The organism is Proteus sp. G4415 (genome assembly GCF_963896075.1).
GTDB classification, from domain to species: domain Bacteria; phylum Pseudomonadota; class Gammaproteobacteria; order Enterobacterales; family Enterobacteriaceae; genus Proteus; species Proteus mirabilis.
Genome location: NZ_CAWQOK010000067.1, coordinates 1 through 14,229, shown reverse-complemented (window position 1 = coordinate 14,229; position 14,229 = coordinate 1). Strand labels below are relative to the sequence as shown.

Genomic DNA, 14,229 nt, shown 5'->3' with positions numbered 1-14,229 from the left:
TTATAATAATAATAAGGAATTAAAAACGATATGTATAACCAATACCCATATGAATATCTTGATTACGATAAGGGGTCATTTGCCAATTTGTTGTCGTATTAACAGATGACTGTTTATCTAGTTGGTAAGTTAGCCCTACACTAGCAAATGGACGCTGTGCTAACTGTTTTTTGTTGTCGTTATAGTTAATTTTTTGCTGACCTAGATAATCAATATGACTTTGGAAGTCACCTTGGTGATGTGATAAATGCCATAATAAACCCGCTTTGCTGTCCAGTTTGAGTTTGGCATTGACTGTATACTCTATTCCTAATCCTATTTTTGCAAGCAATGAATGTGCATTAAGTTCTTGATAATGGACTGCAAGTTTAGTCCCTTGTGTTTCGCTATAAGCAGAGCGTGATGTTTGATTAAAAGTAAGTCCTGCAAAAGGCGTTACAGTGATAAGGTTATTGAGTGTGTAAGGATAATATCCTTGAAAATCAATATAATAACCGGAGATCTTTGCGTGGCCTTTACCCGCTTCGGTATTATCTAATATTGGTCTTTTAATCGTGACTTTGCGGTTTACATATGCCCCTTTTAATGAAAGATGTAATGCATTGCCATTCGAGGTTGGGTTTAGTGACGGGATTAAATCAACGCTAAAACCAATTAACGGTAAAGGGTATCCTTGATATTCATAGCCTGTGGGTAAAGAAGAGTAGCTATCGCTATCAATAGCAAGACCAACCACTAATGGTGTTTGATTGATATCAAAACGATAAGCTCCACTAATGCCCGTTTGTATAGCGTTGGCTTTATCAATATTTTGATAGTGTGTGAAGCCACTAAGACATGCTTTTTCAGTACCGACAGAACAGGTGGCGGAAGCTAAATAACGCAATTGACCCTGTTGCATATCGATAAGTTTATAGCTATTTTCAGCCATTAATTGCATGGATTTATAGCTGTTTTCTACATCGATTGGTTTACTGATAGCTGTCGATGATTTTGCTGTTTCTTTCTCTTTTACCTTTGCTTTAGCCTGTTGTACTTGTTCATCTTCTACAGGGGGAAGTTCTTTATCAGCTTGTAGTCTGGCTAGGCGCTCTTGCTCCGCCTTTTCTTGCTCAGCTTGTAGTCTGGCTAGGCGCTCTTGCTCCGTTTTTTCCTGCTCAGCTTGCAGTCTGGCTAGGCGCTCTTGCTCTGCTTTTTCTTGCTCAGCTTGCAGTCTGGCTAGGCGCTCTTGCTCCGCCTTTTCTTGCTCAGCTTGTAGTCTGGCTAGGCGCTCTTGCTCCGTTTTTTCCTGCTCAGCTTGCAGTCTGGCTAGGCGCTCTTGCTCTGCTTTTTCTTGCTCAGCTTGCAGTCTGGCTAGGCGCTCTTGCTCCGCTTTTTCTTGCTTCGCTTTTTCCTGCTCAGCTTGCAGTCTGGCTAGGCGCTCTTGCTCCGCTTTTTCTTGCTTCGCTTTTTCTTGCTCAGCTTGCAGTCTGGCTAGGCGCTCTTGCTCCGTTTTTTCCTGCTCAGCTTGCAGTCTGGCTAGGCGCTCTTGCTCTGCTTTTTCTTGCTCAGCTTGCAGTTTGGCTAGGCGCTCTTGCTCCGCTTTTTCTTGCTCCGCTTTTTCTTGCTTCGCTTTTTCTTGCTCAGCTTGCAGTCTGGCTAGGCGCTCTTGCTCCGCTTTTTCTTGCTCAGCTTGCAGTCTGGCTAGGCGCTCTTGCTCCGCTTTTTCTTGCTCAGCCTTTTCTTGCTCAGCTTGCTTATCTTTTTCATCTGCAATTTCTTGTTGTTCAGTATTGAAATATTTATCATCGATTTCATCATTTCTCCAAATAACTTGACGCCAGTTATTACGTTCATTAGTGGCTACACCATAAATGATTCTTCCATCATCTGAGATGGCATGTGCTTCTGAATCTTTTCCCCCGTCAAGTGTTCCTAAGTCATACATATGATTATTGAAATAAATAAAACCATGACGATGAAACATGATAAAGGCATGAGGACCAGTGCCTGTTAGATCTTTTGGAATGGTTTTTAAGTTATACTCATCAGTTTCAGACCACCCTACAACATATTTACCATCAGCAGTAATATCAAGTGCTCTAGCATTTCTAAATTCCGATTCTTCTTTTTTTGTAGAAAGGTTACCAATATTGATGAGTTTATCATTAGAGAAGTCATAGAGTAATGCTTGACTAAAAATTGCTGAAGAAGTTTTTGTTCTAGTAGGTAACCTAATTGCATAATTATTATGCCAAACATCTCCCCAGCCAACACTATAGTTCCCATCTGCTGAGGTATCTGCAAGTTTTGTCGATCCAAATTCAGAGAGACTAAGTTCTCGTATAGGGCCTGATGCTGTTGTGATAAAGGCAACTTTAGGATATTCTCTATCCAGTAATTTCTTTTTAGGCAAATCTCGGTTTAGCTGGCCAATAAAGACTTGACCATTATCACTGATTTTTTGAATATCAACACCTCTTCTTTTTATTCCCTTTAAGAAAGGATATTCAGTAATTGGTGAAAGTAAAATTGCTTTTTCTGGATGATTAGCTAAATACTTATTAACGTTATCGAATGTTAATTCGAAGTTTTCTTTTTTATAGATATCATAAATATATAGTTTCTTTCTCTCATCACCTTTGTATTCATATAAAATAAAATTACCATCTTTCGTTAAATATCTAATCTCCATGTTTCTATCTAAAATAGAAAATGTATTGTTATATACGTTATAGGCAAATACATAACATCCATTGTATGTACCACAACCGATAGTATCTTCAAAAATACTATTATTTTTAACCATCTGCTCTAATCTGGCTCTAGCACCTGCAAAGGCATACCCAACAACAGTTTTACTATTTTTTGAAATATGGGAAAGGTAAAGAAGATCTAATTGCGGATTATTTTCTTTATTTATTTTTTTTATGGTTTTTCCACCATCTATACTAATAAATAATTCATTTGGTAAGAGTTCTTCTGAGAAATAAACGGTTTCTCTAACATTATAATTAGGTATCTTTTTTTGAATATTACGTTCACCTTCATCAGCTATACGATTATATAATGAAAGTGTATCATCACTTATTGTTGCATATATGTAAGTGCTTCCAAACGGCGTCATTAACTGTTGGTTGTAACTATGCTTATCTAAGACACGGCCGTGGAGATGTTTAATGTATTCATATCTATTATGATTAAATTCATAATATTGACTTGCATTATTTGCAATGCTAAAAGGGTTATAAATTGAGTCTCCCATATCATTTATATTATAATTGCTGTAGCAATTAATAGGCCATATATAGAGAGGACACAATATATATAATATTGATTTATTTTTCATTTTCATTTTATATACCAAAAATAAGATTTTAACTGGAGGTTAACCTCTGTATTAATTAAAGTCAATTGGATAAAATGAAATGAATTTAATATATAATAATGAGTAATGAATTATTATTATGTATATATGTTTGGTGTTTTAATTAAATTTACTTTTCTAAGTATTAATTCATTTTGTAGATTTATGATTTGTTCTTTATTTGCGGAACGCCAATTCTTCGCTTCACCATATACGCCATGCTGATGAAACGCATTAATACGAATTGTAATTGATTCACCAAGTGAATTAATAAAATGAGAAAGCGGTTCTATATTCTCTAAATAATCGGTTTTTTCTGGAATATATAAAAGGCGTAATTCTGCAAGTAAATTATGCTCACTTAACCATTTGATTGATTTTTTAATACGTTGATTACTACGTCCGGTTAAATAAATATGTGTTTCTTCACTCCAACTTTTTAAATCAATCATCGCTCCATCCATAAAGGGGGCGATTTTTTGCCAACCATTAAGTGAAAGAGTGCCATTACTGTCAATTAAACAGGTAAGATGTCGAAGATCAGGGGCTTCTTTGATTGCTTTAAAATAATCAATTAAAAATGGAAGTTGTAACGTAGATTCCCCGCCACTAACTGTTACCCCATTGATAAAAGCGGCATATTTACGCGTAATTGCAATTAGTTCATCAACCGTATAGGTCAATGTCATAGGGCTTGATTGGCGAGGACATTGCTGAATACAAGTATCACATTGCTCACAGCTGTCAGCGTTCCAATTTATTACACCGTTTTGTAATGAAAGCGCTTGCTGTGGGCAAGTGGCAATGCAATCCCCGCAGTTATCACAAATCCCCATAGTGTAGGGATTGTGACAGTTCTTACAGCGTAAATTACATCCTTGTAGGAAGATGGCGAGGCGATTGCCTGGGCCATCAACACAAGAAAAAGGCAGTATTTTATTTATCGAAGCGCATCTGCTGTTCATGGCTAATCACTCGTGGTTTTCGTTCAGCAATATGGCAATTGGTTGTTGCTTCATCTCCTAACCAAGTTGTATTTAGGCGAGAGCCTTCTTCTTTATATTTTTTTAAATCAGATAACCGCACCATATACCCAGTGACACGGACTAAATCATTGCCACCCACATTAGCGGTAAATTCACGTAATCCGCAAGAAAACGCCCCTAAGCACAGTTGCATTAAGGCATCAGGATTTTGTTTGATAGTTTCATCCACGGTTAAAATATCACTAATACCTGAAGTATAAAATTGATGGTGGGGGGCAACGGCCATTAAATGAGTAACAGGATCAGGCTCTGTTCCATAAGGAATTCGGGTCGCCGGTGTAGTACCAATATCAGAACTTATGCCTGATTGAGCATGTAACATGGCACGCTGTTTCCAACCATATTTTACAGGAGTCTGTGCAACAAATTGGGCCAGTTTTTCACTAATAATATAGCTAAGTTTATTGGCCGCTTCGCTATGACCATAGTTTGCTGTATGACCTTCTTTCTCAAGTAATAGAGAAACTGCTTCAGCCATACCATAAATGCCAAACATCGGGGCAAAACGATCGGGTGAGATCAAACCTTCTTCTACTAAAAAGCTTTGTTGAAAAAAGTTTGATTTTTCATAGAGGAATTCGCAACGAGCATTGATGATCTCGATTTGTTTTTGCATATAAAACGGCAATACATTCTCTAGAAAGTCGGCACTATTTTGGCTGCGCTTTGCTACTTCTTTGAGATTGATACGAACTAAAGTGCTACCGCCACCACTTTGCGGTAGAGAGTTATAACAACTAACAATACCGTATTCATCTTTACCAAATACAGCATCTTGCAATGTACCGTTAGCAATATGGGGTTTACTACTATGACAAATATTGGTGATTGCTTGGTGCAATAAATCAGAAGGTGTTAGTGCCGCGTCATAAATAAAGGTGAGATTCGGGGCTACTTGTTGAAGTTCAACATCTACTTTAAGAATTAAACGTGTAATGATAGAGTCTTCGGGGCCAATATTAGCGTGCATAAAGGCATCAGGAAGGGTTCTATCAAGATAGCGCCAGAAACGCTTTAATTTTGGATAGAGTTGCTCTTGCGTCAAATTCCCCACATAAGGTAGTAAGATTTTATCAATACGACCTAAATAAACCGGCATTGAAGTGACTGAAGGAACATGATGATAAAGGATAGCCAGCATATTTAGCGCATCATCAAAATCTTGGGCAGGTTCAAGCTCTAAATAGCGCGAGCCTTGTGCTAAGAATTTCGCGTAATCAGGTAATACATAACGTGGTTTATAAGGGGCATGACCTTCATACATATCGCAGATAACCCGTTCATTTAGCGCAAGGCTCGCCTCGTTAGATAATGTCGGGTATGGCAACATATTTTCCGCTTCTAATGCTAGAAAATGACGTTTTTGTTCGGGGGAAAGGGTTGGATTTTCTACGATTTGTTGACAACGTTGGATAACAGATTGTTCAGTCATAACCACCTCAGCAACTCAAGAGCAAAAGAAAGATGTAAGATTTATTTATCGCATTAGGTTAATAAATTGACTGAGATTTACTGTGATTTTAAACAAAGCCCATTCAAAGTTTAAGGGAATAGCACGAAAATACGTATAAATTAGATATATCTAAAATAATTTGACCTATTTTAGATAGAAATATAGAAATATAGAAATATAGAAATAAAGAAATGAAGGTGAGTACTAATGACTCACCTTATTATGTTAATTTGTGGCAGTGTTATTTAACTTCAGATCTATTTTCTGTTTCTTCTTGCTGATCACTTTTTTGTTCATCATCTTCTTTTTCATGACGAGTGGGTAAACTTGCGGTTAATAAATAGGGCGATTGCTGCCAATGCACTGGTGTTAATTGCAATAAGCTGTGGGACAGTAAAAAACCAATCGCCAGAGCAACCAATAGCATCACACGCAATAAATTAGTGGTGTTATCGACTTGGCCAGATTCTGTGACAAGTTGGTGTGTATCTAACGTCAATCTTAGAAAACCCTTTGGCTGATCTTGACCAGGGATAGGCACCACCAGCTGATGATTAAAAGAACCGCCACTTTTTTGTCCTTCTAAGGCCAATCGCTCTTTTACCGTCACATTTTCACCACTATGCGCTATTTGTGTGCCATCTTGCCAATAAAGACTTGCATCCAGTACCCGACTATCGTGAGTTAGATGATTTAAATTAGCTATAATGTGTGGATTTACGTTATCTTTGCTACTGTCATCCATATAATTGGATAATGAGAAGGCAACTTGTTCTGCCAGTGTTTTGGCAAGCTCTTCAAACTGGGTGATACGGGCGTGCTGATTTGCACGGCTAAAATAAGAGGCGCCTTGCATCAAAAAAGCCAATAATGCGATACAAATCAGTATAATCGCTGTTTTTTGTAGTTTGAATTTTAGTTTATCTTTAAGCATGTTCAACCTTTTGCGTAAGCAAGTATGTGCATGTTGCCAGATGAGTCACAGATAGAATAGGCTGAATAACAATTATTTTGTTCAGACAGGGGAAAACAGGAGAATAAGTATGTCAAATAGTCTGACCTATTGCTATTTACCGGATGAGATCCGTAAATGGCCAGGTCTACCGCTATCACTCAGTGGTGAAGAAGTGATGCCACTGGATTATCGTGCAGGCGATAGCGGATGGTTACTTTATGGACGAGAACTTGATAAAAAAAGAATAAGTGAGTTCCAGCATAAATTAGGTGTGGCTATTGTGGTGGTTTCTTCATGGCGTATTGATGATTACCAAGTGGTACGTATTGCGGGAAGTTTAACCCGTCGTATTCGTCGGTTATCTGATGAATGTGGTTTAGATGTTGTACCCTTTGGGCAGATCCCACGTTTACGCTCTCCGGGACTTTTAGTGATGGATATGGATTCCACGGCTATTCAAATTGAGTGTATTGATGAAATCGCTAAACTGGCCGGTGTCGGTGATAAAGTGGCCGAGATAACGGAGCAAGCGATGCAAGGTGAAATGGATTTTAGTGAAAGCCTAAAATTGCGTGTTGCACAATTAGCGGGAGCTGATGCGAATATTTTACAAAAAGTAATGGATAATTTACCTCTGATGCCCGGGTTAACAAGTTTAGTGCGTAAGCTTCAGGCAATGGATTGGCAAATTGCGATTGCATCAGGGGGATTTACTTATTTTGCTGATAACCTAAAACAGCGATTACGTTTAGTTGCAGCGGTTGCTAATCAGCTAGAAATTAAAGATGGTAAATTAACGGGCAAAGTCAAAGGCCCTATTGTTGATGCTAAATATAAAGCGCAAGTGCTTACACGCTTAGCTAAAGATTTAGATATACCGCTGGAACAAACCATTGCGATAGGTGATGGCGCAAACGATCTTAAAATGCTTAGAAAGGCGGGTTTAGGTATTGCCTACCATGCCAAACCTAAAGTATATGCACAAGCCAAAGTAGCTATTCGTCATGCTGATTTAATGGGTGTGATGTGTATTTTAAGTGCAGGATTAAAGCACGAAGAACGATAAGTTTTCAGTCAAGAAAATAACGGGGAGAGCAGTGTGGCAAAAGCAGCCAAAAGAGCCTTTGTATGTAATGAATGTGGTGCCGATTACCCGCGTTGGCAAGGACAATGTTCTGCGTGTCATGCGTGGAATACCATTACGGAAGTGCGCCTTGCGGCGACACCTTCTGCCCGTAACGATCGTTTTAGCGGTTTTGCCGGAGATGCGAAAGGAATAAGCCGTGTTCAAAAGCTCTCTGAAATTAGCCTTGAAGCATTACCTCGCTTTTCTACTGGATTTAAAGAATTTGATCGTGTGTTAGGCGGAGGGGTTGTGCCGGGAAGTGCCATTTTAATTGGCGGAAATCCGGGGGCAGGTAAAAGTACACTATTACTGCAGACCATGTGTCGTTTAGCCGCTGAAATGAAAACCTTGTATGTCACGGGAGAAGAGTCATTACAGCAGGTTGCCATGCGGGCGCACCGCTTAGGCTTACCGACAACCGAATTGAATATGTTGTCAGAAACCAGTATTGAACAAATTTGTTTAATTGCTGCTCAAGAGCAACCTAAATTAATGGTCATTGACTCGATCCAAGTAATGCATATGGCCGATATTCAATCTTCCCCGGGCAGTGTGGCACAGGTACGAGAGACAGCTGCTTATCTGACTCGTTTTGCTAAAACGAATGATATTGCCATTATTATGGTGGGTCATGTCACCAAAGATGGCACATTAGCGGGACCTAAAGTATTAGAACACTGTATTGACTGCTCAGTGATGCTTGATGGTGAAACGGACTCACGTTTTAGAACATTGCGTAGTCATAAAAACCGCTTTGGTGCGGTGAATGAGTTAGGTGTTTTTGCCATGACGGAACAAGGTTTACGCGAAGTGAGTAATCCATCGGCTATCTTTTTAAGTCGTGGTGATGAGGTGACTTCAGGCAGTTCTGTTATGGTGGTTTGGGAAGGAACGCGGCCATTACTGGTGGAGATCCAAGCATTGGTCGACCACTCTATGTTATCAAATCCTCGCCGTGTTGCGGTGGGATTAGAGCAAAATCGCTTAGCAATATTATTAGCGGTTTTGCATCGTCATGGTGGTTTACAGATGTCTGATCAAGATGTCTTTGTTAATGTCGTTGGCGGTGTCAAAGTAACCGAAACTAGTGCAGATTTAGCTTTATTACTATCATTAGTATCGAGTTTTCGTAATCGTCCTTTACCGCGTGATTTAGTTATTTTTGGTGAGGTAGGACTCGCGGGAGAAATTCGTCCTGTACCAAGTGGACAAGAGCGAATTGCAGAAGCAGCAAAACACGGTTTTAAACGTGCTATTGTGCCTAATGCGAATATGCCAAAGAAAAATCCACCTGATATGAAAGTGTATGGAGTGAAGAAACTATCAGATGCGTTATCTGTACTTGATGATTTGGACGACTTCTAAAGGAGTAAATCATGGGATCTTTTGATTATATCAAACAGGCAATAAAAAAGAATGGCTATACCTTACAGCAAGTTGCCGATGAAAGTCAGATGACAAAGGGCTATCTTAGCCAGCTTATTAATAACAAAATCAAAAGCCCCAGTGCACAAAAAATGTCCGCATTACACCAATTTTTGGGATTAGAATATCCATTACAACAGAAAACCATTGGGGTGATTTTTGGTAAATTCTATCCTCTTCATACTGGGCATATTTATTTAATTCAACGAGCTTGTAGTCAAGTCGATGAATTGCATGTCATTTTATGTCATGACGAACCTCGTGATAAAGAGCTATTTATCAATAGTGCGATGTCACAACAGCCGACGGTAAGTGATAGGTTGCGCTGGTTATTACAAACTTTTAAGTATCAGAAAAATATTCGTATTCATGAGTTTAATGAACATGGTATAGAGCCTCAACCTCATGGTTGGGAAATGTGGAGTGAGGGTATCAAAGCCTTTCTACAAGAAAAACAGATCGCGCCGGATTTTATCTATACCAGTGAACGAGGGGACGCCAGTCAATATGAAGCATTTTTAGGTATTGAAACGGTACTGGTCGATCCTGAGCGCTCGTTTATGAATATTAGCGGTAGTCAAATCCGTCAAGCGCCATTTAAATATTGGGAATATATTCCTACCGAAGTAAAACCTTTTTTCGTGCGTACAGTGGCTATATTAGGTGGTGAATCGAGTGGCAAATCGACCTTAGTAAATAAGCTTGCCAATATTTTTAATACAACCAGTGCGTGGGAATATGGCCGTGATTATGTCTTCTCTCATTTAGGAGGAGACGAAATGGCATTGCAGTACTCTGATTATGATAAAATCGCTTTAGGTCATGCCCAATATATTGATTTTGCAGTTAAATATGCTAATAAAGTTGCATTTATCGATACTGATTTTGTAACAACACAGGCTTTTTGTTTACGTTATGAAGGAAAAGAACATCCTTTTGTACAGGCATTGATTGATGAATATCGTTTTGATTTAGTTATTCTGCTAGAGAACAATACGCCATGGGTTGCCGATGGTTTACGTAGTTTAGGGAGTGATAAAGAGCGCCGTCGTTTTCAAACATTGTTGATAGAGATGTTAGATAAAAACAATATTGAATATGTCAAAGTAGATCCTCCTGATTATGATGAGCGCTTTCTTCGTTGTGTCGAATTAGTCAGGGAATTGCTGATGATGCAATCAAAGCATATCGAATAAGTATTTTTAAAAACGCCATTAATTGGCGTTTTTTATTTATAGCTAGCTATATAGTCACAATAAGAATGAAATTTTTGTTTAAACCTAAAGTATGGATAAAAACGGCTGTTCATTAAGCGATTAGCATAATAATGCTATTTTTTTCAAATTAGTGAAAATGATTACTGCAAATTAATGGTAGATCTCTATGATAAAAGTTAGGTATAGATATATCGGTGTGTATTTCTTTTTCTCTTAAGTGTGAGGAGTCACACACTTTGTCTTCATAAGCTTAACCAATTGAAGAAACAGATTTATTTTCGCAAAAGGACAAGATAATGGCGCAACCTTCCCGTATTTCACTTCAGATCAAAAAAACAGTTATTTCATTAGCCATTGCTGCTTTAGGCTTTACGGCTTCCTCTTCTGCATTGGCTTATCAAAAAGTCCATCAACCCGATAATAGCTATCAGCAATATATTTCTCAGCGCCAAACGGTGGATATGTTGATCCAAGATGCATTAGAGGCATTTAAATCGCCAGCGCGTGTTTCTGACGCTGGATTTACGGGAAAACTACCTTCTAATATGGAAGTCGTAGCACAAAAGCTACAACAAGCTTATAAATTAGAGCCTTATCGCTTAGATTTACTATTTAGTGCCGCCAGTGCTTATGTCTATAACAATCAAATTGAGCGTGCGGTAACGATTTATAAACAAATTTTAGAAGCCGCACCGGATGATATTGATGCATTAATTTATGTGACTTCTTGGACGCGTTTTGAAGGTAAAGATAAAGAAAGTGAAGCCTATTTTAACAAGTTAAAATCCCTTAATCCGGCAAAAGCTGAAGAGCTAAGCCGCTTTTTTGCTCAAATTGATCGTGTAAGCAAAATGCCATTAAGTGATAAGTTAACGCCAGCAGATTTGGCAACGCTAAATAAAACAAAAGGAAATAATGCCATTGTGACATTGGGTTATGCACTTAATCCAGATGGTACGATGAATCAGATCTTGATTGATCGTTTAAATAAAACCCTTGAAGTCGCAAAACAGTTACCTGATGCAATGATTGTTGTGACAGGTGGTGTGCCGAAAGCACATCAAACTGAAGGTAAATTAATGGCGGATTGGTTAGTTAAACAAGGTATTCCCGCAGAGCGAATTTTCCAAGACAATTATGCGCGCTCAACGGTGGAGAATGCGTTATTTAGCCGTTATGCATTAACTAAACACCGAATTAAAACAGCGGTGATTATTAGCTCTGGTAGTCATGTTCGTCGTGCTGATGCTATTTTTACGGTTGCGAGTTGGCAAAGTGGCCCCAGTGATATCACCTATTTAACGGTTGTAGCCCCCGATAAGCCATTAGCTGAATTACAAAAAACATCAAAATCTGATTTACAAGGTATTTATCGCGATGGCTTAAAAGCATTAGGATTATGGAGCTTCCGTAGTTATCCATTAGAAGAGCGTTGATAGACCCTTTGAATATTATTTTGCTACTAAAACTCCACAAGAAAACCAAAAGATTGTGGAGTTTTTTTATTATTCTAAGTGATCAAATTCATACACCAATAAATCCTTATTGAATTGATAACAATTATCATTACTATAAGTTCTTACCTAAATTATAATGAGAAAATACAGTGAGAACTCCTCTAATGATCTGCGCATTGATGGCCTCTTTTTCTAGTTTCGCCAATTGCTTATCAATAACAGAAAATAAAGAAATAACAGGCCAGTTTAATCACGATAAGGCACTCTGTTTTTCTACACATTTACAGAGCCAGCGTTATGCTGAGTTAGATGTTAAAGGTATACAAAATCTACAATTAGCAAACCAAGATGGCACTCATGTTCGTCGCTTATTAAAAGATGTGCCCGTTGATGGACAACAACAAAAGATACGCTTCCTATTACCTGAAACGGCAAATTATCAGTTTATTGCCCAAGGAGAAGTTGGGGTACAGTGGCATATCACACTGAAAACATACCCTTATCAGCCTTTAGATAAAGATGCGGGTATAGCATTAACTAGCCCTAGATTGCAAATGCTGGCACAAGATCTCACCACCAGCAATATACAGTTATTCTGGCAACAGATACAGCAAGAGGGAACTCCCCTTGTTGAACCTTACGATAATCATAACAAGCGTGTGACTTTTTTATGGCAAGGTGCGCAATCTAATGTATATCTATTGGGATCGCCTGCAGGTGATCATGATCCGTTAACACGTTTAGCCAATAGTGATATTTGGTATCGTAGCTATATCGTGCCTAACGATACATTAATGCAATATAAATTAGCACCAGATGTGCCAGTCATTGAAAATGCAACAGCTGCACAGCAGCGCCGTGCTATTTTAACGACGGCACAGGCCGATCCTTTTAATCTTCACCCTTCACCAAGTAAAGCGGACGATCGTTATAATTACTTTTCATTGCTGTCACTTGATTATCCCCGTGAATACCAGTTGCCAGATATCTTAGATAGGACAATGAATGGCAATACATCAATCAGTCGTTTTCATAGTGAAATTTTAAACAATGATCGAGAGATTGCGCTTTATTTACCCGCACAGAAAATGACGACACCGCGACTATTGGTGCTATTTGATGGACAAATTTATCGCCAACAATATGGCATAGACCGGTTTTTTGATAAGTTGATTGAAGAGGGGAAATTACCTCCTATTGCTATCTTATTTGTCGATAGTATTGATAGTGATCGTCGTAGTGTTGAATTACCACCTAATCCTGATTTTCACCGCTTTTTAGCGGATGAACTTTTGGTTTGGTTAGAGCAAGAGAAAGGCCTGCAAGTAGCCGCTAAGGAAACTATAGTCTCAGGCTCAAGCTATGGGGGATTGGCCTCTGCATGGGTGGCATTTAACCGTCCTGATCGCTTTGGGAAAGTGCTTAGTATGTCCGGCTCTTATTGGTGGGCGCCAGAAAACGAAGCCCCAGAGTGGTTAATTCGCCAATATCAACAGGCGGATAAAAAACCATTACAGTTTTTCTTAGAGGCTGGGTTATTTGAGTCTCGCGAAGGCGCTGGAGGAATATTAAATAATAATCGCCAATTAAAGCAGGTTTTACAGCAAAGGGGCTATCCTGTGCAATCGCTCGAGATGGCGAGCGGGCATGATTATATCTCTTGGTGTGAGGCGCTTTATATCGGCACTAAAGCGTTAACTAACGATTAATTATTCATCTTTTTTATCTTAAAGGGATGTGAGTGGTGGTGAACTACACATCCTTTTTCTTTAGGCTAATTTGTCATTTATCCAAAGCACCGTAAAACCCCGTCCTTCAGGTCGGGGATATAAGACGCGGTTTTTTAACTAACTCGGTGTTTCCTGTTGCTCAATGTACTGGCGGATAATGGATATTGGTGCGCCACCACAACTCCCCGCGAAATAACTCGGCGACCAAAGAACCCCCTTGTAGTAATCACGTTGGGCAATATCAGGACGATCACGTCGAAGTAATCGACTCGATACCCCTTTAAGGCTGTTAACCAGATTAGATATCGCCAGTTTTGGCGGGTAATTAATCAGTAAATGAACGTGATCCCGTTCCCCATCCATTTCAACCAGTTCAACATCAAAATCAGCACAAACACTGGCAAAGTAGCATCGCAATTTTTCAATGGCATCCTGATCAAATATTTTTCGCCGGTATTTTGTGACAAAGACCAA

At 38.9% G+C, this 14,229-nt stretch carries 10 protein-coding genes; 5 read left to right on the top strand and 5 right to left on the bottom strand.

Features of this window, described 5'->3' with window-relative positions; genetic code table 11:
* Positions 1-19: 19 nt before the first annotated feature.
* The 4 genes from AACU95_RS08110 to AACU95_RS08095 form a co-directional block, all read right to left on the bottom strand.
* On the bottom strand, positions 20-3,244 hold the full coding sequence (locus AACU95_RS08110; protein ID WP_237612037.1) for an autotransporter domain-containing protein: 3,225 nt from the start codon (positions 3,242-3,244) through the stop codon (positions 20-22).
* Positions 3,245-3,444: 200 nt separating this feature from the next.
* Positions 3,445-4,311, bottom strand: a complete 867-nt coding sequence (locus AACU95_RS08105; protein WP_036895610.1) for a YjjW family glycine radical enzyme activase — start codon at positions 4,309-4,311, stop codon at positions 3,445-3,447.
* Complete coding sequence (locus tag AACU95_RS08100; protein WP_036895609.1) at positions 4,283-5,824, bottom strand: YjjI family glycine radical enzyme; 1,542 nt, start codon at positions 5,822-5,824, stop codon at positions 4,283-4,285. Before AACU95_RS08100 ends, AACU95_RS08105 begins: the two co-directional genes overlap by 29 nt.
* Before the next feature lie 262 nt (positions 5,825-6,086).
* The gene (locus AACU95_RS08095) at positions 6,087-6,779 is read right to left on the bottom strand and encodes a YtjB family periplasmic protein (protein ID WP_004245669.1); all 693 of its coding nucleotides are present in this window, start codon (positions 6,777-6,779) and stop codon (positions 6,087-6,089) included.
* A gap of 109 nt (positions 6,780-6,888) precedes the next feature.
* Here AACU95_RS08095 and serB point away from each other — a divergent pair, with 109 nt between their 5' ends.
* The 5 genes from serB to AACU95_RS08070 all read left to right on the top strand — a co-directional run bounded on the left by serB (position 6,889) and on the right by AACU95_RS08070 (position 13,734).
* The gene (gene serB, locus AACU95_RS08090) at positions 6,889-7,866 is read left to right on the top strand and encodes a phosphoserine phosphatase (protein ID WP_004245668.1); all 978 of its coding nucleotides are present in this window, start codon (positions 6,889-6,891) and stop codon (positions 7,864-7,866) included.
* Positions 7,867-7,899: 33 nt separating this feature from the next.
* The gene (gene radA / locus AACU95_RS08085; protein WP_004245667.1) at positions 7,900-9,291 is read left to right on the top strand and encodes a DNA repair protein RadA; all 1,392 of its coding nucleotides are present in this window, start codon (positions 7,900-7,902) and stop codon (positions 9,289-9,291) included.
* Between the two features lie 11 nt (positions 9,292-9,302).
* Complete coding sequence (nadR, locus tag AACU95_RS08080) at positions 9,303-10,547, top strand: multifunctional transcriptional regulator/nicotinamide-nucleotide adenylyltransferase/ribosylnicotinamide kinase NadR (protein ID WP_004245666.1); 1,245 nt, start codon at positions 9,303-9,305, stop codon at positions 10,545-10,547.
* A 317-nt stretch (positions 10,548-10,864) separates the two neighbouring features.
* Positions 10,865-12,004: a YdcF family protein gene (locus AACU95_RS08075; protein ID WP_017628528.1), complete on the top strand. Its 1,140-nt coding sequence runs from the start codon at positions 10,865-10,867 to the stop codon at positions 12,002-12,004.
* Positions 12,005-12,174: 170 nt separating this feature from the next.
* The gene (locus AACU95_RS08070) at positions 12,175-13,734 is read left to right on the top strand and encodes an alpha/beta hydrolase-fold protein (RefSeq protein WP_243412654.1); all 1,560 of its coding nucleotides are present in this window, start codon (positions 12,175-12,177) and stop codon (positions 13,732-13,734) included.
* Between the two features lie 138 nt (positions 13,735-13,872).
* On the opposite strand, the gene tnpA is transcribed toward AACU95_RS08070, so the two are convergent.
* Positions 13,873-14,229 (bottom strand): IS200/IS605 family transposase (tnpA, locus tag AACU95_RS08065; protein ID WP_161737228.1); only part of this gene is annotated, 357 nt, incomplete at its 5' end.